This window comes from Actimicrobium sp. CCI2.3 (assembly GCF_035019065.1).
GTDB lineage: Bacteria > Pseudomonadota > Gammaproteobacteria > Burkholderiales > Burkholderiaceae_D > Actimicrobium.
In genome coordinates this window covers 14196-36238 of record NZ_JASJWR010000011.1, presented here as the reverse complement: position 1 = coordinate 36238, position 22043 = coordinate 14196, and the positions used below count along the sequence as shown (strand labels likewise).

The following is a 22043-nucleotide window of genomic DNA, read 5'->3' as shown; positions in this document are numbered from 1 at the left end:
AGAAGCGGCACGGAGGGATGCGTCAGGCTTTGAGCAAGCGTTTCTCGGCCCGCGCCACGCTCTCGGCGGTACCGCGCAGCACAATGATATCGCCGCCTTGCAGGATGGTCGCCGGCGTCACGTCGATGCGGCTTTTACTGCGCCGTATCGCGGTAATGTCTGCGGCAAATTCCTGCAGGCCGAGTTCCGCCAGACTCTTGCCGACCGCCTTCGCGTAGCGGTCCAGCGTAACCGAATGGAGTCGTACGTGCAGGTGCTCGGCATCTTCCTCGACATCGCTGTCGCCATGAAAAAACCCCCTCAGTGACGCGTAGCGCTCATCGCGCGCACTCTGCACCCGATGCACGACACGGTGCAGCGGTACTCCGAGCATCACCAGCGCATGCGAGGCCAGCATCAGGCTCCCTTCGAGTGCTTCCGGCACCACTTCGGCGGCACCGGCCGCGCGCAACTGATCGAGGTCGGTATCGTCGTGACTGCGGACGATGACCGGCAAGGCCGGTACCAGTTCCTGCGCCAGATGCAGCAGTTTCAGCGCGGATGGCGTGCTGGCATACGTGATCACCAGCGCCGACGCCCGATGGATACCTGCCGCCACCAGCGACTCGCGCCGCGCCGCATCGCCGTACGAGACATTCGCGCCCGAGACCTGCGCTTCATGGACCCGGTCGGGATCGAGATCGAGCGCGTGATACTGAATTTTTTCTTCTTCGAGCAGGCGTGCCAGACTCTGCCCGCTGCGTCCGAAGCCTGCAATAATCACGTGCTTTTGCGTCGTCATCGTGCGGCTGGCAATGTGGGTCAGCGCGACCGATTGCATCATCCATTCATTGGCCGACAGCTTCATGACGATAGCGTCTGCATTGGCCAGGATGAACGGCGCGATCAGCATTGACAGCACCATCGACGCAAGAATCAGTTGCACGATGAACGGGTCGATCAGCTGCAAGCCACCGACCTGGTTGAGCAGCACGAATCCGAATTCGCCAGCCTGTGCCAGCGCCAGGCCGGTGCGCAACGCGACCCCGGTTGTGGCACCGAACAGGCGTGCCAGCGCGGTGATCAGGACAAACTTCAGCAGCACCGGCGCGGCCAGCAGCAACAGCACCAGCCACCAGTTTTCGATGACCAGCCGGATATTGAGCAACATGCCGATGGTGATGAAAAACAGTCCGAGCAACACATCGCGAAACGGCTTGATGTCTTCCTCGACCTGATGCTTGTATTCGGTTTCCGAAATCAGCATGCCGGCGACGAAGGCACCCAGCGCCAGCGACAGGCCAGCCTGTTCGGTAATCCACGCGGCACCGAGTGTAATGAGCAGCAGGTTGAGCATGAATAATTCCTGCGAGCGCCGCTTGATCACAATCCGGAACCAGCTGCGCATCAACTTCTGGCCGATCACCAGCAAGAGCAGCAGCACGCCAACCGCTTTCAGCGCGGCCCAGCCAAGCGTCACCGCAATGTCTTTCGGTGCCTCCGCCAGCGCCGGTACCAGGATCAGCAAAGGCACCAGCGCCAGATCCTGGAACAGCAGAATGCTGATGATGCGACGGCCATGTTCGCTTTCCAGCTCGAGCCGTTCGGTCAGCATTTTCGAGACAATCGCGGTCGACGACATCGCCAGCGCACCACCCAGCGCAAAGGCGGCGCCCCAGCTGATGTCGGCTACTTGCGGCAGCAAGCGCGCGGTGCCCCAGCCGCACAACATGGTGGCCAGGATGGTGAGCAGCACCTGTGCCATGCCGAGGCCAAAGACGGTACGTCGCATCGAAAAAAGTTTAGGCAGGGAGAATTCCAGGCCAATCGAAAACATCAGAAACACGACGCCGAATTCAGCCAGTGTATGCGTGGTGGCCGTGTCTTCGGCCCAACCGAGTCCGTGCGGACCAATGGCGATGCCGACGGCCAGATAGCCCAGCATCGGCGGCAAATGCATCATGCGAAAGGCAACCACGCCCAGTACGGCAGCGCCAAGTAACAGCAAGGTGAGTTCGAGCGCGGAGTGCATGAGCGGGGATCAGTCCTTTCATCTAGCGCGAGCCACTATTTTAGTTATCGCTGGCAGAATTTTTGCTTTGGTAATTCGTTTATACTTTCCGGCATGAGTGTACCCCAACAAAAACCCGTCCCCGACGCCTTCGATGCAGAGCGTGCTGCACGTGCGCTGGTGCTCGCCCGCGAGACCCTGCAAATCGAAGCCGATGCCTTGCTGACACTAAAAGCCCGTTTATCCGACAGTCATAGCAACACGGCTGCGTGCTTTGCACAAGCCGTTTGTCTGCTGCTAAATTGTACCGGTCGTGTCGTCGTGTCGGGCATCGGAAAATCCGGACACATCGCACGCAAGATCGCCGCGACACTGGCCTCGACGGGCACTTCTGCGATGTTCGTACATCCGGCAGAAGCAGCCCACGGCGATCTGGGCATGGTCAGTCAGCATGACGTGTTCGTGGCAATTTCCAATTCCGGTGAAACGGCCGAATTGATGGCCATCGTGCCGAGCATCAAACGCATGGGCGCGACACTGGTCGCCATGACCGGTGATGATGCATCAAGCCTGGCGCTGCTCGCGACCGTGCATCTGAATGTCTCGGTCGACAAGGAAGCTTGTCCGCTCAATCTTGCACCGACGGCCAGCACGACCGCGGCACTCGCGCTGGGCGATGCGCTGGCGGTGGCACTGCTCGATGCGCGCGGTTTCCTTCCTGAAGATTTTGCCCGCTCACATCCTGGTGGCGCGCTCGGACGACGCTTGCTGACCCATGTGCGCGACGTGATGCGTAGCGGTGGTGGTATTCCGGCCGTGCTGGTCACGGCCTCCCTGTCGGACACGCTGGCTGAAATGACGAGCAAGGGCATGGCCATGACGGCCGTGGTGGACGAGTCGTTCCGCCCGATCGGGGTATTCACTGACGGCGACTTGCGCCGCCTGATCGAACATGTGCAGGACTTCACCCGCTTGACGGTGGCCGACGTGATGCATCGCGATCCACGCACGATCGGTCCCGACCAGTTGGCCGTCGATGCCGTCCAGCTCATGGAAGAACTGCGCATCAATCAGTTACTGGTCGCCGACACAACCGGCAAGCTGGTTGGTGCGTTGCACATCCACGACCTGACCCGCGCGAAGGTGATTTGATGACAGACCACCACGACGACGTGATGACACGCGCAGCCCGGATCCGGCTGATGATCTTCGATGTCGATGGCGTGCTCACGGATGGCAGCCTGCATTTCGGTGCCGCGGGCGAACTGATCAAGACTTTCAATGTGCTCGATGGCCAGGGCATCCGCCTGTTGCAGCAATCGGGTGTCGACACGGCGATCATCAGTGCGCGTCAGTCGCCACTGGTGCAGCGCCGTGCCAGCGACCTTGGCATCACGCATGTGTTTCAGGGCAGCCATGACAAGCGCGCCAGTTTCGAGCAGCTGTTGCAGCAGACCGGCTTTAGCGCCGACCAGTGCGGCTTCATTGGCGACGACGTCATCGATCTGCCAATCCTGTTGCGTGCGGGCTTTGCCGCCAGCGTGCCGAATGGGCATATCGAAGTGCGTCAGCGCGTCCATTACATCACCTCCGCACCAGGTGGCACCGGTGCCGTGCGTGAATTGTGCGACCTGATTCTGCGCGCCCAGGGCAACTATGAGGCGGCGCTGGCACCGTACCTGTCATGAGCGCAGAAAATTCTGCCAATCGCCTGCGGCTCTGGCTGCTGATCGCACTGGGCATCGTACTGGTGCTTGGCAGTTATTGGGTGCTCGAGGTGCTGCGCAAAACGGGGGGGCCGGATCTGCAAGACACGCCACGCAGCGCACCCGACTACTACGTGAAAAATTTCACCTTCGTCAAGATGGCGAAATCCCGCACTGCGCGCTACAACATTTCCGGCGATGTACTGACCCATCTGCCACGCGACGACTCGTATGAAATCACCAAGCCGGTGATCTATCACCTCGCCAACAACTTGCCACCGATGGTGATGCGCTCGGAGCGCGCGCTGGTCAATAGCGATAACACCGAAGTACAGATGATCGATAACGTCGATGTCGACCGACCGGCATCAGGCACCACCCAGAATTTTCATCTCACGTCGGAGTATCTTTTGCTACTGCCCAACGACGACGTGATGAAAACCGACAAGCCCGTCAAAATGCTGATGGGTAAAAACTTACTGAATGGCACGGGCATGGTCGCCAACAACGCCACCCGCCAGCTCGACCTGGCCAACCGGGTGCACGGCGTATTTCCACCTGCACCGGTGCGCTGATGTCTTGCCCGACTTTTTTTCGTACCCTCCACCAGGAATTTTCATGAAATCGCTTTTTTTCGTTTTTTTATTCATGTTCAATGCGGCCATCGTGCCAGCCGTGCATGCTGAAAAAGCCGACTCCACCAAACCCACTGTCGTCGATGCCGACCAGATGGCTTACGACGACGTCAAGCAAGTCAATACGTTCACCGGCGCGGTCGTAGTCACCCGCGGCACGCTGCTCATGAAAGCCGCACGCGTGGTGGTGGTACAGGACGCAGCGGGCTATCAGTTCGCCACCTTGTATGCCGCAGCCGGGAGCCTGGCCAGCTTTCGCCAGAAGCGCGATGGCGGCGCTGACCTGTGGATCGAAGGAGAAGCCGAGCGCATCGAATACGATGGCAAGACCGAACTGGTCAAATTGTTTTCAAGGGCGAAGATGCGCCGACTCAATGGCACGACGCCAACCGACGAAGTCGAAGGCGAATTCATTTCGTACGATAGTCGCAGCGAATTTTTCTCGGTCAATAACACGCCGGCAGGACAGGACAGCAAGGCCGGTGCCGGACGGATCAAGGCCGTGATCCAGCCGCGCGCACCCGCCACTCCGGACACCCAAAAATGATCAACGCCCTAGCGACGCCTGCTGATTCCTTCATCGATAACAGCAGCAAACTCATCGTCACCGGCCTGAAGAAAAGCTATGGCATCCGGCAAGTCGTCAGCGATGTCTCGCTCGATGTCGCCAGCGGCGAGGTGGTTGGCTTGCTCGGACCGAACGGTGCAGGCAAGACCACCTCGTTCTACATGATCGTCGGCCTGGTGCCTTCGGATGCCGGTGAAATCCGCCTTGATGGTGTCGATATCTCGCGTCTGCCGATCCACCAGCGGGCAGTGCTGGGACTGTCTTACCTGCCGCAGGAAGCGTCGGTCTTTCGCAAGCTGACCGTCGAAGAAAATATCCGTGCCGTGCTGGAACTGCAGGTTGACGAGCAGCGCAAGTCATTGACCAAGAAGGTCATCAATGAGCGCCTCGACACCTTGCTGCAAGATCTGCAGATCGAGAAGCTGCGCGACAACCAGGCGTTGTCGTTGTCCGGCGGCGAGCGCCGACGCGTGGAAATTGCCCGCGCGCTAGCCAGCAACCCGCGCTTCGTGCTGCTCGATGAACCGTTCGCCGGTGTCGATCCGATTGCCGTCATCGAAATCCAGCGCATCGTGCGCTTCCTGAAAGAGCGCGGCATTGGCGTCCTGATCACCGACCATAACGTGCGTGAAACACTGGGCATCTGCGATCGCGCCTACATCATCAACCAGGGAGCGGTACTGGCCAGCGGAAGACCGGATGCCATCATCGCCGATGAATCGGTGCGACGGGTCTATCTGGGCGAACACTTCCGGATGTAGGCACAGTCAACGATGAAACAATCCCTCCAGCTCCGTACCTCCCAGCATCTTGCGCTCACCCCGCAACTGCAGCAATCGATTCGTCTGCTGCAACTATCCACACTGGAACTGCATCAGGAGCTCGAGCAAATGCTGACCGACAATCCGCTGCTGGAGCGACTCGACGATCCGCTCGATCACTCGGTGCGCCTGTTGGCCGATGGCGCACTCGGGGCCGATGGCATTCGCCAGCAAGGTGCCAGCGAAGACGCCAACGCCGCACCGTCGCCATCCGAATCGGACGCTCCGGCATCGGACCAGGTCGATGCCGGCGACGCCACGCCAAGTACCGATTCTGACTGGAGTTTCGACGATGTCGCGCGCACTTCCAAAGCCCCGGAAGACGACGATGCGCGACCCCAGCTTGAGGCGCACGAATCGACGCTACGTGAATTTTTGCTCGAGCAGATGCGCGTCACGGTAAGCAATCAACGCGACCGTGCACTGGTCGAATTGATGATCGATGCACTCAATGAAAATGGCTACCTCGAAGACACGCTAGACGCCATCTTCGAGCGCTTGCCAGCTGAACTGGAGATCGAGCCTGAAGAGCTGACTATCGCTTTGAAACTGCTACAGAGTTTCGATCCACCCGGCGTTGGCGCACGCAATGCGTCCGAATGTCTGGCACTGCAAATCAAGCGCTTCCCCGACATCGCCATGGTCACCCGACGCATGGCGTTAGCCATCGTCGACAACCATCTGACACTGTTTGCGCAGCGTGATTTCAGCAAGCTCAAAAAAGCCCTCGACTGCGATGATGAAGACCTGCGCGAAGCCCAAAGTGTGATCCGCCAGTGCAACCCGCATCCGGGCGCGATCTTCGGCGGCGGTACGTCCGATTACGTGGTGCCGGACGTGATCGTCAAGCGCACCAAGGGCGGCTGGCAGGTCATGCTGAACCATGATGTGATGCCGCGACTGCGGGTCAATGCGATGTACGCCAACATTCTCAAGCAAAGCAAAGGGGATGGATCGCTCACGTCACAGCTGCAGGAAGCCAAGTGGCTGATCAAAAATATGCGCCAGCGATTCGACACCATCCTGCGCGTCGCGCAGGCCATCGTGGAGCGACAGCGGAACTTTTTTTCGCATGGAGCGGTCGCCATGCGCCCCCTTGTTTTGCGCGAAATTGCTGATACACTCGGTCTGCACGAGAGCACTATCTCCCGTGTGACCACCCAGAAATACATGCTGACTCCACATGGCATGTTCGAGCTAAAGTATTTTTTTGGCAGCCACGTTGCCACTGAAACAGGCGGTGAAGCCTCTTCAACGGCAATACGGGCACTCATCAAACAATTGATAGGAGCCGAAGACCCGAAGATTCCATTTTCTGACAGTAAAATCGCAGACATGCTGGGAGAACAGGGTATGGTGGTAGCAAGGCGTACGGTCGCAAAGTATCGCGAAGCCCTGAAAATTCCCCCCGTCAACCTGCGCAAGGCCCTGTAGTTTCTGTAGTTTCTGTAGTTTCATTTGTCGTGTTGTACTGTCGCTGTGTTCGAAGCACCCCATCCGTAGCGGGTCCGGCTCCGAACCTCCATCGGCATTATTCAAAGGAGCGCTGTATGAATCTCACAATCAGTGGACATCATCTCGAAGTGACCCCTGCCATTCGTGAATATGTGCAAAGCAAGCTTGAGCGTATCAAGCGCCATTTCGACCATGTCATTGATATTGCCGTCATCCTGACGGTAGAAAAACTCCCGGAAAAAGAAAAGCGGCAGCGAGCAGAAATCAACCTGCATCTGCGCGGCAAAGACTTGCACGCCGAGAGTATTGCGGAGGACTTATATGCCGCAATTGATGCGCTGATCGACAAGCTCGATCGCCAGGTCATCAAGTACAAAACCAAATTGCAGGATCATCAGCACGACGCCATCAAGCACATCCCTGAACCGGTTGTTGCCATCGTTTCCTCCTGATCGAACCCGCTGCCGGGCAAACTGGCACATTCCACTTAGGGCGCATTGATTGCGCCCTTTTTGATTTCATGCAATTGACTTGTGCACAACCGAATACGAATCCCGACCATGACCGCACTCATCGACACCCAGATCAAGAACACGACCGGCCAGATCACACTGGATCGCCCCAAGGCCCTCAACTCGTTATCGCTCGCGATGGTGCGCGACCTGACGCGTATCCTGCTGGACTGGCGCGACAGTGCGACGGTGCACGCCGTGCTGATCAGGGGCAGCAGCGAAAAAGCATTTTGTGCCGGTGGCGATATCCGCTTTTTCCATCAGGCCGGTACGTCCACCCCGCAAGGCGGCAGTGCTGCGCTGGAAGATTTTTTCACCGAAGAATATGCCCTCAACCATCTGATCCATTTTTATCCGAAACCCTGGATCGCCGTACTGGACGGCATCGTCATGGGCGGTGGCATGGGGCTGGCGCAAAGCGGTGTGCAGAACCGGCTTCGCATCGTTACCGAACGAACAAAAATGGCGATGCCAGAAGTCAATATCGGCTTGTTCCCGGATGTTGGCGGCAGCTATTTCCTGTCGCGCACGGCAGGACAACTTGGCACCTACCTCGGGGTCTCCGGCGAGATGATTGGGGCTGCCGATGCACTCCATGCGGGACTGGCTGACCTGTTCCTTCCGTCCAGTGCCTTGGCGGGCCTGCAGGAATTAGTCGATCAGTTTTCCGGTGGTGACCTGCGTGCAGCGATCCGTGCCTATGCCGAACCGTTCGCCATCGCTTGCGATCCGGCGGGCAGCAAACTGGCGCAGAATCAATCGCGCATTGCGCAGCATTTCGGATTCGATTCGGTCACGCAGATCGCCGACTCACTGGCCGGTGACGAGTGTGCGTTCGCACAAGCGACCCTGGCGACGATGCAGAAACGCTCACCGCTGATGATGGCCGTGACCTTGCGGCAGTTGCGATTGGGTGCCGCACTGGATCTGGCAGGCTGTCTGCGCATGGAGCGCACGATGGTGCGGCATGCATTTACGCGAGGCGAAGTCATCGAAGGCATTCGTGCGGTAGTCATCGACAAGGACAACCAGCCGCGCTGGCAACCGGCCGACCTGACGCACGTCACTGAGGCGATGGTGGAGGACTTCTTTACACCAGCCTGGCCTGCTCACGCGCACCCGCTGCGTGAACTCATCGATCAGTGACAGCCGCGCTCTTGCAGGTCTGTCGATTCAGAGTTCGTCCATCATGAACAGTCGCCGGTGCTCACGGATCGCATAGCGGTCTGTCATGCCGGCGATATAGTCCGCCACCTTGCGCACCTGACTGGTGGTATCGCCTTCACGAAACTCGTAATCCGGTGACAGCAGGCCGGGCTCGGCCATGAAGGCGGTGAACAGATCGGTGACGATGCGGCGTGCCTTGCTGGTCATGCGATTGACCAGATAATGGCGATACAAGTTCTCCCGAAGGAATTGCTTGAGCAGCGTCGCCTGGGCGTGCATCTCCGGTGAAAAGGCGATCAGAGGCGGTGCATTGCGCACATCATCGACGCTGTCCAGCCGGACTTCCCGGATGCGCTCGCGCGAGGTATCAATCAGGTCAACCACCAGCGCATTAATCATGCGGCGTATCGTTTCACTGATCGCGCGGCGACCGCTGATACCCGGATAAGCCTGTTCGACTTGATGCCGATGACGCGCATACAAGTCGATCTGATCGAGTTGTGCTTCGCTGATCAAACCGGACCGCAGCCCATCATCAATGTCGTGGTTGTTATAGGCAATTTCATCGGCCAGGTTAGCCAGTTGCGCCTCCAGCGTCGGCTGCTTCTTGTCGAGAAAGCGCTGGCCGATCGCACCGAGCGTGCGGGCATTGACGGCGGAACAGTGCTTGAGGATCCCCTCGCGCGTTTCAAACATCAGATTGAGACCGTCGAAGGCGCCGTAACGCTCTTCCAGCACATCGACCACCCGCAAGCTTTGCAGGTTGTGTTCAAAGCCACCGTAGTCGGCCATGCAGGCATTGAGCGCATCCTGACCCGCATGCCCGAATGGCGTATGACCGAGATCGTGCGCCAGCGAGATCGCTTCGATCAAGTCTTCATTGAGCCGCAAATTGCGCGCCACCGAGCGGGCGATTTGTGCCACCTCGATCGTGTGCGTCAGGCGCGTTCGGAACAGGTCACCTTCGTGATTCACGAACACCTGTGTTTTGTACTCAAGCCGACGAAAAGCAGCGCAATGGATGATGCGGTCGCGATCACGCTGAAATTCGGAGCGCGAGGTCGGTGCCGCTTCGGCAAACTTGCGGCCGGTCGATCCGGCGGACCGGGCGGCATACGGTGCGAGCACCAATTCCTCATTCATCAATTATTCTCCTTGTTGGTCAGCAGGCACGCTGCACGCAGGCGTGCAGTGTCTGGGCCAGGATTGAATCAGGCACGTTGCGGATCAATGCCTTGCCCAGTGGTTGCAACAGGATAAATTTGATCGCCCCGCCTTCGTTTTTTTTGTCCACCTGCATCAGCTCCAGCCAGGTAGCTAACCCGAGGTCAGGCGCGATGACCGGCAAACCGGCGGCACCGACAATGCGTGTCAGGCGGTCTTTTGCGACCACGTCAATGAGTCCGAGACGACATGACAGGTCGGCTGCCATCACCATTCCGCAACCAACTGCTTCGCCATGCAGCCAGGTGCCATAGCCGAGTCCGGCTTCAATCGCATGCGCGAAGGTGTGACCAAAATTAAGGATCGCGCGCAGTCCGGCTTCGCGCTCATCCTGACGCACGATATCGGCCTTGATTTCGCATGACCGTCGGATCGCATGCGTCAGCGCGACCGGGTCCTTGGCCAATAAGGCACCCATATTGGCCTCGATCCAGTCAAGAAAAACGGTATCGATAATCGCGCCGTGCTTGATCACTTCTGCCAGGCCAGCCGACAACTCACGTGCTGGCAAGGTATCGAGCGTTGCGGTATCGGCGATCACGGTTTGCGGCTGGTAGAACGCGCCGATCATGTTCTTGCCGAGCGGATGGTTGATGCCGGTCTTGCCGCCTACCGATGAATCGACCTGGGACAACAACGTGGTCGGAATCTGGATCAGTGGGACGCCGCGCATATAGCTCGCCGCCGCAAAGCCGGTCATGTCACCGACGACGCCCCCGCCGAGGGCGATCAATGTCGTCTTGCGGTCGCATTTGTCGGTCAGCAGGCCGTCAAAGATTTTCATCAGGTTAGGCCAGGTCTTTTCTTCTTCTCCATCCGGCAGCACGATCGTGGTCACCTGCTTGCCGGCGGCCACAAGACTGCGAGTCAGACGCTCGAGATATAACGGTGCGACAACGGTGTTCGTCACCACCGCTGCACGCTCTCCCTGCACGTGCTGTCGCAGCAGCTCAACATCATCAAGCAGACCGGTTCCTATCGTGATCGGATAACTTCGGGCACCGAGGTCGACCTGCAAGCGCACGGACGCAAAATGGGCATGGGAAACGCCGGGGGCGACAGACATCAAAGGTAATACTGGAATGGACATGGGCTCGGGATTCATGACGGTGTCTGCGCAGCGGGCCGGCGATAACCCAAGTTGCGTCAGAATAGTGTTGACCAAAAATTGTACGTTGGGGCGTCCGGTATCAATCACGATATCCGCAATCGCGGCGTACATCGGCTCACGTTGACGGGACAGTTCTTCGAGGCGGCGACGCGGATCGGGTCCCTGCAACAAAGGCCGATTCTTGTCATGGCTGGTGCGATGGAGAATGCTGTTGATACTGGCACGCAGGTAGATGACGGTACCGCGCTCGGCGAGCATGGCGCGACTGGCTTCGTTGAGGATCGCTCCACCGCCGGTAGCGAGCACGATATCGTCGAGTGCGGTGAGATCACTGATGACTTCGGCTTCGCGCTGACGAAACGCAGCTTCGCCTTCGACTTCAAAAATCACCGGAATCGACGCACCTGTGCGCGCCTCGATTTCGTGATCCGAATCAATGAACCGCTTGTTGAGCTTTCTTGCCAGGGCACGGCCAACTGTCGTTTTGCCGGAGCCCATCAACCCGATAAGAAAAATGTTTTTTTTTGTCAATTTGAACTGAAGCCGAACACGGATCCGTTAAGTTTAGGCGTAGTTGCAACAATGTTGACTGAACCAGAGGCGCAGGCTGCATCGGGCTTGATCGTGACCTGATGGAAAGTACCCCCCACTGCATTAGTCGAGGGAACAAGCGCAGGATAGAAAGTACCCGCCGAGATTTTATTTGCATCTGCAGCCGCTAACGTAGTCGCTGAAGGCATTGGATTGTTATTAATGTCAGTCAGTCGGAACACCAGCGTCTGTGCACTGCATCCGGCTCCGGCAAGTCCGGCTATTACCGAAGCGGCACTTCCATCGACGGCCGCATCCCAATCGCGGCAAGTCGTCGCATCACAAAACTGGCGGATCAGGATTGCGTGCGACCCGCTGAAAATAAACTCTCGCGACTGGCGTATGTAGTTAATGCCCCAGCGACCATCGCCCACCGCGCTGTACGATGACTTGTTATAGGGTACCGGCAAGTCAGCATTGGCGGCATCATAATGGCCATCGAGGCCACCCGTGCCTGTCACACCATTGATTTTTGTCAGTATACCGGCATCGAGGAATGCATCCCCCAAGTCCGTAAATGGCTCGCCACCGCTAACACAGGTATCAACGAGCGGCCGAAAAGCCGACGGAGTTGTATTGTCGCCGCTAGTAAAATTTGTGCACGAGTATTGCCCGTCACCATTCAAATCAACGAAGTCTTCAATCCCCTGCGCATAAGCAAGGACTGTAACGCGCCCGTTCGCCGGGCGGAAAGACTGGCTCGACAACGATACGGAACAAAGGCCGGACGAGTCCGTCTGGCAAGCGCCTTGCGCGGATGAACCCACTGCCCCACCTTCCGTGATGAAGTTGACGACAGTGCCAGAGGCGATTGGATTTCCGTACTGATCGGCCATGCGTACCGTGATGTTGGCGAGTATTCCGTCGTATTCCAAACCTTCGATATTGTACTTATCGGCGCTGACCGACATCGCTTTTTGAATTGGCAGCCCGGTCGAAACCGTCAAACTATCCGACAAGCCACTAACCGTGCTCCCATTACTCGTGCTCGCCTGAGCGATCACCTTCACCGGAGTCGGGATTTTTCCCGACTGTACGCTGGTGGTGACGTTCCCCTGAGCATCCGTCGTGCCTTGCTTTGGTAACACCTCGAGACCGCCAGTGGTCGTCGTGGGCGTGAACGATACGCTGATGCCCGGTATGCCTGCACCCGTCTGATCGACCACCTTGAAAGTCAATTGCGCAGACTCGCTTCTACCCAGGCCGCCGCTACCCTTAAGAACAAGTGAGGAAAGCGCCGAACTGGAGCTGATGAAATTAATTGCCCCCACACTGGCAACATTCACGCCAATGGATATGTTTTTCGATGAATTACCAATCGATGCAGTAATCACGTCGGTACCGCGTGTACATCCCTTGTTCAGATACGTCGACGTTGCGACCCCGTTGACGACGCTGCCCAGTGTCAGGACTGCAGTGCCATCGCCGCTACATAGCGATGAGAGACTCAAGCCTGGCACAATTGAAACAGGCTGCCCATTATTAGTTACCGGGATATTGAGCGTAGTAGTACTCAGCGAGGAGAGAGGACCAGTCGGAACCGGCGTGAATGACAGCGTTCCGACGACAAGATTGGCGGCACCAATCGAGACATTTGTTGTGCCCGACGCTGTTTTAGTCCCAAGTACGGCTTGTGCACTAATCGTTGTTGCGCCTGCGGACGAAAAATCTACCGGCTTGACGTTGATGACAGCAGTACCCGTGCTGTCGGTTAGTGCTGACCCCGACGTGGGGGTAAATCCCAGCAGTGTTGTGCTCCCGACACTGAACTGAACGACCGCACCGGCCAATGCAGCACCGACCGCATCGGTGAATTTTGCACGAACGGTTCCAATATCTCCTCCCGATAATGCAGAGATGGTCGCGCCAGTGCCGTCCAAGACTGACAATGTCAGAACCGACCCGGTAATTGCGCTCGTCGTCGTTCCGGAACTGGTCGTAGTACCCGAACCGGTTCCGGTAGTTGATCCCGGTGATCCTCCACCGCCACCGCAAGCTGTCAAACTTGCTACCATCAAGACATTTATCCCGGTTTTAGCAATAGAGATACCGTTCAATTTACTGATCATTTTTCAGTCCTGATTTTTTATAGTTAGCACTGTATTGGCCAAAATTATCGTCTCGAACTCATCGCGACGACAACCTTTCCGCTACAATTTTCGGCGTAATAAAGATCAGCAATTCCGTCTTGTCATTGGTCCGACCTGTCGTCTTGAACAAGTTGCCGAGCACAGGTATGTCACCAAAAAACGGGATCTTGGTCACCGAGTCCAGTTCACGCTGCGTAAAAATACCACCCAGCACCACTGTCCCGCCATTCTCGACCTGCACGTTAGTTTTCACATGCTTGGTATTGATCGCAAACCCGCCTGGAGCAGGGGCTCCACGGCTATCCTTATTCACATCCACGGACAGGATGATATTGCCATCCGGCGTGATCTGGGGAGTTACTTCCAACTTTAAATTCGCTTTTTTGAACTCTACCGAGGTCGCCCCGCTGCTGGTTGCTTTCTGGTACGGAATCTCCTCGCCTTGCTCGATCAAAGCTTGCTGCTGATCGGCAGTAACAACACGCGGACTGGAAATAACCTTGCCGCGACCATCGGCTTCAAGCGCTGACAGCTCGAGGTTCAAAAACCGGTTAGCGGCAGCCGAGAAGAGGCTAACAGCCAAGCTACCCGCATTCAGACCATTGATGCCCGCAGCGGGCAAACTGACAAATTGCGAGTTTGGAATGAAGCTGCCATCGGTCACTGTGGCTTGTCCGGTTTGCTCGCCAACACCGAGGTAGTTGCCAGTCAGACCGACACGCGTGTTGCCATTGAGCTGATAGCCGCTCTCGCCACCACGTGCAGTGCGCAGGTCAGTGAACCCCAGCTTGGCTCCAAGATTCTTGCTAAAGGTGTCGTCAGCCTCCACGATGCGTGCTTCGATCAAAACCTGGCGCGTTGCCACGTCGGTTATCAGTATCAGCTTACGCACTTCTTCCAGTTTGGAAGGGATGTCTGTGACGATCAGCTTGTTGGTGCGCGGATCGATCGCGGCACTACCGCGCTTGGAAAGAATGCGGTTCTTGCCATCACCGGAACCGCTATCGAGACCGAACACCATTTTGAACGCATCCGCTTTTTGATAATTGAGTTGGAAGGTTTCTGTCTTCAGTGGCTCCAGTTCGGCGATTTGCGCACGCTGTTCGAGTTCGAGTTTTTCTTTGGTCAGTAATTCGTCTTTCGGGGCAATCCAGATTACCGTGCCATTCTTGCGCATGTCCAGGCCCTTGGCTTGCATGACAATGTCCAGTGCCTGGTCCCAAGGCACATCTTTGAGGCGCAAGGTCAAATTACCAGATACGGTGTCGCTGGTAATGATGTTGAGGCCAGTGAAGTCGGCGATGACTTGCAGTAAAGAGCGCACTTCGACATTCTGGAAGTTGAGTGAGAGCTTTTCGCCACGATAACCTTGTGTACCCTGAGAAAGCTTGTTCGGCTCTTCCTTGACCGGACGCACCTCGATCACCAACTGGGTATCACTCTGGTAAGCGCTGTGCTCCCACAAACCCTTGGGCTCAATGACCATGTGGACATTGTCGCCCTGTGGTGCGGTCGTGATGAACCGCACTGGCGTGCCGAAATCACCGACATCCATGCGTCGGCGCAGGACGTCCGGCAAGCCGGACTTCAGAAAATCGACAACAATGGTTTGGCCCTGCTGACGTACATCGACACCAACCTGGCTTGAAGGAAGGTCAACAACGATTCGGCCCTCGCCTGCAACACCGCGACGGAAATCGATGTCACGGATTTGCAGCTTGCCTGGCGGTGCTTTATTCACAGGCACGACTGCTTCGCCAGCTGCATTGACCGGCGTAGCCAGTCCGCCGGAGCTATCGATAGTAACAATGACCGCCTTGCCTTCCACCACCGTTGCATAGTTAAGTGGGCGCGTGAGATTGAATACCAGACGCGAACGCTCGCCCGCCTGCACGACATTGACATTGCGCACGTCACCCAGGCCGATTTCCTTTGCCGATTCGCCGGTCGCATTGGTCGTCCCGGCAAAATCGATCACGATACGCGCAGGACTGTTGATCAGAAAACCGATTGGCGGCTTGGCAACAGGATTTTTCATCAATATCTTGACGATGACGTTGACGCCTTGTTGATTGGCACTGACTGACTCGATCGCATTTTCTTGCGCTTGCGCCGCGCCTGCAGCGCCTATCAGACCGATGAGGGCGCACAAGGCCAGTAGATGTTGCGCGATCGTGCTTAATTTGCCGAACTGCTGTTTTAACACGGTCATTTCTTGGCCTCCTGCAGCTCTAACTTCGCTTTGCGTTCGACCCACTCGCCGGACGCGTCCTGAACAATTTCTTTCAGCTCAACGGCTGTTTCGGTAATACCCGATACCATGCCGAAATTCTGCCCTATGTAATTCCCTGCTCTGACCTGGAACAAAGTCTTGTCAGCGAGTATCAGTGCGTAGTTCAAGCCCGGCTTCTGAAGGGTACCCACCATTTTCAGCACGTCAATCGGATAAGCTTCAAGTGGTTCACGCCGGCGCTCCATATCTGGCTTTAGCCCCGAACTGTTGGCTTGGAGTTTTGCAAACGCAATGGCCAGCTTGCTCGGGCTATAAGGATCGACCAGATTTTTCGCCTCGTAGGAAAACGGAGTGAATTTCTTCGGCGGCGACAAGGTCGGGATAGACACCCTGGTTTGCTGACGGACACCATCCATCCATGACTTAATTTCCGGCACACCATTGTCGCCACATCCGGCCAAACTGAAAATCAACATCAGCGAACACGCGCCCGCTCCCAGGCGATACCAGGTGGTCATGGCTTGCTCCCCTTCTTCTCGTTAGCCAATTTACGCTGAGCGAGAATTTCGTCTTGATCAAGGTAGCGAAACGTCTTTGCGATGGCTTGCAGTGTCAGGGAACCTGCTTGGCCAGCCACCAAATTCATGTTGTTGAGCGTGACAATACGAGGCAGATTGGCAATGTCACTGGTGAAGGCACCGACATCGTGATAATTTCCAGACACTTTGATATCAATCGGCAATTCGGCGTAGTAGTCACGCACAATCACTTGACCGGGTTTGAACAGCTCAAATTGCAAGCCGCGCCCCACACCGGCCTGGTTGATGTCCGACAGAAGCGCATCCATTTCTGCCTTGCTCGGCAACTGTTTTTCCAATGTCGCTACATACTCTCGGACTTGTATTTTCTGTTTGCGCAAGCCATCGAGGTTGATGGATTGCTGAACTTTTACTTTGTAGTCGTTCTTCAGAGCGAGTTCGGCAGCCTCGCCCGCATCGAGCTCTTCGACTTGCCCGCTCCAATAAAGAAACCAACCCAGCACCAACGCAAGGACCAGTACACCCATCCCGCACAACAAGCGCGGCGCAAGTGGCCAAAGACCAGGATGTCTTCCGTTCAAGCCTTGAAACTGGTCGGCCAGCGACGCTCCGATGTTCTTTAAATCTGCCATCTCGGGTCTTTCATTTATTGAGGTTGGACCGGTACTGCTGGCGCAGGACCAGCTGCCTTTTCCGTCGATTTAGTGCCGGCAAGTTGATCGTTGTCACGCGGTCGTTTAATGCCAACGTTCACGGTGAAATCAAATACGCGCTTCGCGTCCTTGCCTTGACCAATATTTGCTGCCCTGATTTCGATCAGATCAGGACGCTCCAGCCAGGCTGAGTTATTGCCAAGATTTCGTAAAAGCTCCGATACCCGCTCATTCGACTGCGCATAGCCATTCAAGACAACACGCTGCCCTTCCTGTTTGAATGCACGCAAGTAGACGCCTTCCGGCACTTGCTTTACGAGCTCATCCATCAAATAGACAGGCTGATTACGGTCCCCCTGCAAGTCTTCAACTGCTTGCTGGCGGGCCTTCAACGACTCGATTTCGGCTTTCAAGGTCGCGATCTCCTTGATTTCCTCATCAAGCTTTTTATTTTCTGCTTTGATATAGTCGTTTCGTTGAGTTTGAGCTGAAATTTTATTGGCAATAACAGCTCCTACCAACAGGACCACGAGCGCACCGACGAGCGCTGTCATTCCCATCATCGCGATAAATGCACTGATACGTTGTTTACGTCGCTCTTCGCGATGCGGTAGCAGATTGATCCGGATCATTAGTCAAACCTCCGCAGTGCCAACCCGCAGGCAACCAGATAGGCTGGTGCCTCGTTGCGCAATTGATTGCCCCTGACACTCGTGCCGAGCTGCATACCGTCGAATGGGCTAACAATAGAAGTCGATATTTTGGTGCGACTGGCCACTTTTTCGGTCAGGCCAGCAATAATTGCACAGCCGCCGGCGAGGAAAATCTCGTCGATACGGGTATAAGGCGTGGAGGTAAAAAAGAATTGTATGGCGCGGGTCACTTCCAGCGCTGCATTGTCGAGAAAGGGCTCAAGCAGTTCGGCATCGTACCCTTCCGGGAGGTCGCCGGATTTTTTCTTGGACTCGGCATCTTCATAGGAAAGGCCGTAAGTACGCACGATATCCTGGGTCAATTGATGGCCACCAAAAGGTTGCTCGCGCTCATAAATTGGCTGGCCATCGAGAAGCACTGAAATATGCGTTACCTGGGTGCCTATTTGAAACAGTGCAACGATTTGACCGCGACCACCCTGTGACGAGCGGTTAACCAATCGATCCAGTGCAGCACGGGCAGAATACGACTCGATATCCATCACTATTGGCTTTAGTCCCGCAGCCTCGGCAACCGCAACACGGTCTTCCACTTTTTCCTTGCGCGTGGCGGCGATCAGGACTTCAACATCTTCGGGAGAGTGCGCAGCAGGACCAATGACATCAAAATCGAGACTTACTTCGTCAAGCGCAAACGGAATGTACTGACTAGCTTCTGTCTCAACCTGAAACTCCAAGTCTTCTTCGGACAGGCCGCCGGGAAGTACTATTTTTTTGGTGATGACAGAGGCAGGTGGCATACCTAGCGCAACCAGTTTTGCGCGCGTACCGCTTTTTTTCCAGACCCGACGAATGGCTTCAGCAACTTGTTCGATATTTTCAATATTGCCGTCTACAACTGCTCCGCGAGGCAAGGACTCTGAAGCGTAATGCTCAAGTCTCAGCTCATTTTTGCCGACCTCTGTTAATTCCACCAGTTTGACGCCGGATGTGCTGATATCGAGGCCTATCATTGGCGCATTTTTGCTGCCTAATAGTGATCCGAGATCAAGAGCCAAAACTACCCCCCTTGCAAACGCTTTTTTTGTGGACTAGGTTCGCTGAATGCAAGTCAAAACCGCAAGCAAGCCTAATTAATCTGTGACTGAAATCTTATTTATAACCCGATGTTTTTTGCGATTTCCGAAGGTACATGAAATCGTAGCAATAACATCGGAAAAGTAAAAGTAATTTCCACATGGTAATTTGCAATGTCGTTGTCAAAAGCCGACGAGCATTGTCGACGGGACAATATCAATGACGGTATCCAATACCAGCTAATGTGCTTGAAAGCTGCCGTTATAATGTCGCAGACCAAGATCACCCTCTATCCAGAATGACCACCAAAAAATCGCCTGCAACCGCCCTAATAAAAGACGCGCCTGTACGGCCTGCTTCCGGCCTCCTTAAGAAAATACTGATTATTCTGGTCGGGACAGGAGCAGGATTAGCTGTCGCGGCAGCGCTGATTGTCGGATTCACGCTGACGCTTGCCTATCCGAAATTGCCTCCTCTCGATTCGCTGACTGACTATCGCCCAAAAATTCCGTTGAGAATTTTTTCTTCCGACAATGTGTTGCTTGGTGAGTTTGGCGAAGAACGCCGCAATCTGGTTCGCATCAAAGATATCCCGGAAATAATGAAAAAAGCCGTCTTGGCGATCGAGGATGATCGATTCTACGAACACGGAGGCGTCGATTATCTCGGCATTTTAAGGGCGACCCTGCACAACCTGATGGGAGGAACCCGACAAGGCGCTTCCACTATCACGCAACAAGTCGCTCGCAATTTTTTCCTGTCGAGCGAGCAAACGCTCAAGCGCAAGGCCTATGAAGTTTTATTAGCCTGGAAAATTGAACAAAACCTGACCAAGGACCAGATTCTCGAGGTGTATCTTAACCAGATTTATCTAGGGCAACGAGCCTACGGATTTTCTTCGGCAGCACAAATTTATTTCGGGAAAAAATTGCAGGACCTCTCGATTGCCGAATCAGCGATGCTTGCCGGGCTACCAAAGGCACCCTCCGCTTACAACCCGGTCGTCAACCCGAAGCGGGCCAAAGCACGCCAGCAATACATTCTTTTTCGCATGCATCAACTGGGCTACATCACCGAAACCCAGTTCAAGGAAGCGCAACGGGAAGGGCTAAAAATCAAGACCGACACGACAGAATTCGGGCTGCATGCCGAATACGTTGCCGAGATGACCCGGCAGCTGGTCTACGAACAATTTAAGGAAGAAACCTACACGCGTGGCCTGAGCGTTTTCACGACGATCACGAAAGCAGATCAGGATGCCGCCTACATTGCCTTAAGACGTGGCGTAATGGATTATGAAAAACGACATGGCTACCGAGGGCCGGAAGGCTTTATGAACATCCCGGATACCAAGGACGAATCGGAAGACGCCATTGAAGTCGAACTGGCCGACCATCCGGATAGCGATGACATTATCGCGGCGGTCGTGCTGGATGCGTCATCAAAAAGTGTCCGCGCCGTGCTCGCGTCGGGTGAAGAAATTGTCATTACCGGCACCGGACTTTCATTCGCAACGAATCTACTGAGCGACAAGGCACCACCCAATCGCCGCGTCAAACGTGGTGCCATCATCCGTATCGTCCAGGAGGGTCAGTCGTGGAGCATTACACAGATGCCAGAGGTGCAATCGGCGTTTGTGTCAGCCAGTACTGAAGACGGAGCAATACGCGCACTGGTCGGCGGCTTTGACTTTAACCGCAACAAGTTCAATCACGTCACCCAGGCATGGCGTCAGCCTGGCTCGTCATTCAAACCGTTCATTTATTCTGCCTCGCTGGAAAAAGGTTTGTCACCCTCCACCATCATCAATGATGCACCCATTAGCTTCGGTGCCGGCCAGACTGGCGGACAAGCTTGGGAGCCAAAAAACTACGATGGGAAATATGAAGGTCCCATGACGATGCGACGGGGGCTGACCAAATCGAAAAACATGATTTCGATCCGCATCCTCAGCAAGATTGGTGCGAAATATGGCCAGGAATATACGACCCGTTTTGGGTTCGACGCAGAAAAAAATCCCCCTTATCTGACGCTCGCGCTTGGTGCCGGCGCAGTGACCCCACTACAAATGGCCGGCGCTTACGCGGTCTTTGCTAACGGCGGCTACAAGATCAGTCCCTATCTGATTTCGAAAATTGTCGACAGTGACGGCAAGGTACTTTCGCAGGTCGAGCCGGACAAGGCGGGCAATGAAGCGAATCGGGTCATCGATGTCCGCAATGCGTTCCTTATGGACAGTATGCTCAAGGATGTTGTCAAAGTCGGCACTGCCACAAAGGCACTGATACTGAACCGCAGCGATATCGGTGGCAAAACCGGGACAACCAATGATTCTTTCGATGCCTGGTTTGCTGGCTATCAGCAAAAACTGGTCGGTATCGCCTGGATTGGTTTTGACCAGCCGAAAAACTTGGGCAATCGCGAAACGGGAGGTGGGCTCGCGCTGCCAATCTGGATCAACTACATGCAGAAAATCCTGAAGGATGTACCGATTGACGAGCGTGAAGTGCCATCCGGCCTCATTCAAGCTAATGGTGATTACTTCTATGCAGAAAACCCTCCCGGCATGGGCGTCGGAAGTCTGGGGATTAACGACCAACCGGGTCCTGGAGCGGAACCCGGAAAAGTCCGTGACGAGGTCAAGAACGAACTGTTTTAACTTTCTTGTGCAGAGAGCGTAATCTCAGCGCCGCCTTGTTGGCTAATCATTGCCGACAAAGCGGTGAACAATTCGGAGTCGTCACGTGTATTGCGCCATTGCTGTCCGTCATGCTTGTAATGAAAACCACCAGATTTGGCAGCGACCCACATTTCACGCATCGGTGCCTGGCTGTTGACAATGATCTTCGAACCGTTTTCAACGAATTCGATTTCCAGCACGTTGCCGCTACGACTGCATTCGACATCGACAGCATCAACAATGTCAGGCAGTTCCAGCGCTGTCTCTATCGACCGCAATGCGGCATCTGCCAAGGTCAGGAATTCGGATTCCGTCATGATAAACTCCAGTTGATAATT

General features: G+C 55.6%; 19 protein-coding genes. 9 read left to right on the top strand and 10 right to left on the bottom strand.

The window, feature by feature from the left end:
- Positions 1–22: 22 nt before the first annotated feature.
- Positions 23–2011, bottom strand: a complete 1989-nt coding sequence (locus QN370_RS08105) for a cation:proton antiporter (protein ID WP_323581707.1) — start codon at positions 2009–2011, stop codon at positions 23–25.
- A gap of 93 nt (positions 2012–2104) precedes the next feature.
- On the opposite strand from QN370_RS08105, the gene QN370_RS08100 reads away from it, so the two are divergent.
- The 8 genes from QN370_RS08100 (at position 2105) to QN370_RS08065 (ending at position 8833) form a co-directional block, all read left to right on the top strand.
- Complete coding sequence (locus QN370_RS08100) at positions 2105–3142, top strand: KpsF/GutQ family sugar-phosphate isomerase (protein ID WP_322126085.1); 1038 nt, start codon at positions 2105–2107, stop codon at positions 3140–3142.
- The gene (locus QN370_RS08095) at positions 3142–3678 is read left to right on the top strand and encodes an HAD family hydrolase (RefSeq protein ID WP_322126084.1); all 537 of its coding nucleotides are present in this window, start codon (positions 3142–3144) and stop codon (positions 3676–3678) included. Before QN370_RS08100 ends, QN370_RS08095 begins: the two co-directional genes overlap by 1 nt.
- Entirely contained in the window at positions 3675–4271 is a 597-nt protein-coding gene (lptC, locus tag QN370_RS08090; RefSeq protein ID WP_322126083.1) for an LPS export ABC transporter periplasmic protein LptC, read from the top strand. The genes QN370_RS08095 and lptC overlap by 4 nt, the downstream gene beginning before the upstream one ends.
- Before the next feature lie 43 nt (positions 4272–4314).
- Positions 4315–4878, top strand: a complete 564-nt coding sequence (gene lptA, locus QN370_RS08085; RefSeq protein ID WP_322126082.1) for a lipopolysaccharide transport periplasmic protein LptA — start codon at positions 4315–4317, stop codon at positions 4876–4878.
- On the top strand, positions 4875–5660 hold the full coding sequence (gene lptB, locus QN370_RS08080) for an LPS export ABC transporter ATP-binding protein (protein ID WP_322126081.1): 786 nt from the start codon (positions 4875–4877) through the stop codon (positions 5658–5660). Before lptA ends, lptB begins: the two co-directional genes overlap by 4 nt.
- Positions 5661–5672: 12 nt before the next feature.
- A complete protein-coding gene (locus tag QN370_RS08075) occupies positions 5673–7154 on the top strand; it encodes an RNA polymerase factor sigma-54 (protein ID WP_322126080.1) in 1482 nt (493 codons plus the stop codon).
- Positions 7155–7270: 116 nt separating this feature from the next.
- Entirely contained in the window at positions 7271–7627 is a 357-nt protein-coding gene (gene hpf, locus QN370_RS08070; protein ID WP_322126079.1) for a ribosome hibernation-promoting factor, HPF/YfiA family, read from the top strand.
- A 108-nt stretch (positions 7628–7735) separates the two neighbouring features.
- The gene (locus QN370_RS08065; RefSeq protein ID WP_322126078.1) at positions 7736–8833 is read left to right on the top strand and encodes an enoyl-CoA hydratase/isomerase family protein; all 1098 of its coding nucleotides are present in this window, start codon (positions 7736–7738) and stop codon (positions 8831–8833) included.
- A gap of 27 nt (positions 8834–8860) precedes the next feature.
- Here the strand turns inward: QN370_RS08065 and QN370_RS08060 are convergent, their stop codons facing one another.
- From QN370_RS08060 to QN370_RS08025, 8 genes are read right to left on the bottom strand one after another with little or no spacing between them, the layout of a single operon-like run.
- Complete coding sequence (locus tag QN370_RS08060) at positions 8861–9997, bottom strand: deoxyguanosinetriphosphate triphosphohydrolase (protein WP_322126077.1); 1137 nt, start codon at positions 9995–9997, stop codon at positions 8861–8863.
- 19 nt (positions 9998–10016) lie between these two features.
- Positions 10017–11687: a bifunctional shikimate kinase/3-dehydroquinate synthase AroKB gene (gene aroKB, locus QN370_RS08055; RefSeq protein ID WP_416172126.1), complete on the bottom strand. Its 1671-nt coding sequence runs from the start codon at positions 11685–11687 to the stop codon at positions 10017–10019.
- A 29-nt stretch (positions 11688–11716) separates the two neighbouring features.
- Positions 11717–13849, bottom strand: a complete 2133-nt coding sequence (locus QN370_RS08050) for an Ig-like domain-containing protein (RefSeq protein ID WP_322126075.1) — start codon at positions 13847–13849, stop codon at positions 11717–11719.
- Positions 13850–13907: 58 nt separating this feature from the next.
- Positions 13908–16082 (bottom strand): type IV pilus secretin PilQ, encoded by a 2175-nt coding sequence (gene pilQ / locus QN370_RS08045; RefSeq protein WP_322126074.1) that lies wholly within the window; start codon positions 16080–16082, stop codon positions 13908–13910.
- A complete protein-coding gene (locus tag QN370_RS08040) occupies positions 16079–16621 on the bottom strand; it encodes a pilus assembly protein PilP (RefSeq protein ID WP_322126073.1) in 543 nt (180 codons plus the stop codon). Before QN370_RS08040 ends, pilQ begins: the two co-directional genes overlap by 4 nt.
- Positions 16618–17274 carry a type 4a pilus biogenesis protein PilO gene (locus tag QN370_RS08035; protein WP_322126072.1) on the bottom strand — a complete coding sequence of 219 codons (657 nt, stop codon included), beginning with the start codon at positions 17272–17274 and terminating at the stop codon, positions 16618–16620. The genes QN370_RS08040 and QN370_RS08035 overlap by 4 nt, the downstream gene beginning before the upstream one ends.
- 14 nt (positions 17275–17288) lie before the next feature.
- Positions 17289–17927, bottom strand: a complete 639-nt coding sequence (locus QN370_RS08030; RefSeq protein WP_322126071.1) for a PilN domain-containing protein — start codon at positions 17925–17927, stop codon at positions 17289–17291.
- A complete protein-coding gene (locus tag QN370_RS08025; RefSeq protein ID WP_416172105.1) occupies positions 17927–19006 on the bottom strand; it encodes a pilus assembly protein PilM in 1080 nt (359 codons plus the stop codon). The genes QN370_RS08030 and QN370_RS08025 overlap by 1 nt, the downstream gene beginning before the upstream one ends.
- A 317-nt stretch (positions 19007–19323) precedes the next feature.
- On the opposite strand from QN370_RS08025, the gene QN370_RS08020 reads away from it, so the two are divergent.
- Positions 19324–21684, top strand: a complete 2361-nt coding sequence (locus QN370_RS08020; RefSeq protein ID WP_322126070.1) for a penicillin-binding protein 1A — start codon at positions 19324–19326, stop codon at positions 21682–21684.
- On the opposite strand, the gene cyaY is transcribed toward QN370_RS08020, so the two are convergent.
- Entirely contained in the window at positions 21681–22022 is a 342-nt protein-coding gene (gene cyaY / locus QN370_RS08015) for an iron donor protein CyaY (RefSeq protein WP_322126069.1), read from the bottom strand. The two genes, QN370_RS08020 and cyaY, sit on opposite strands and share 4 nt — an antisense overlap.
- Between the last annotated feature and the right edge of the window lie 21 nt (positions 22023–22043).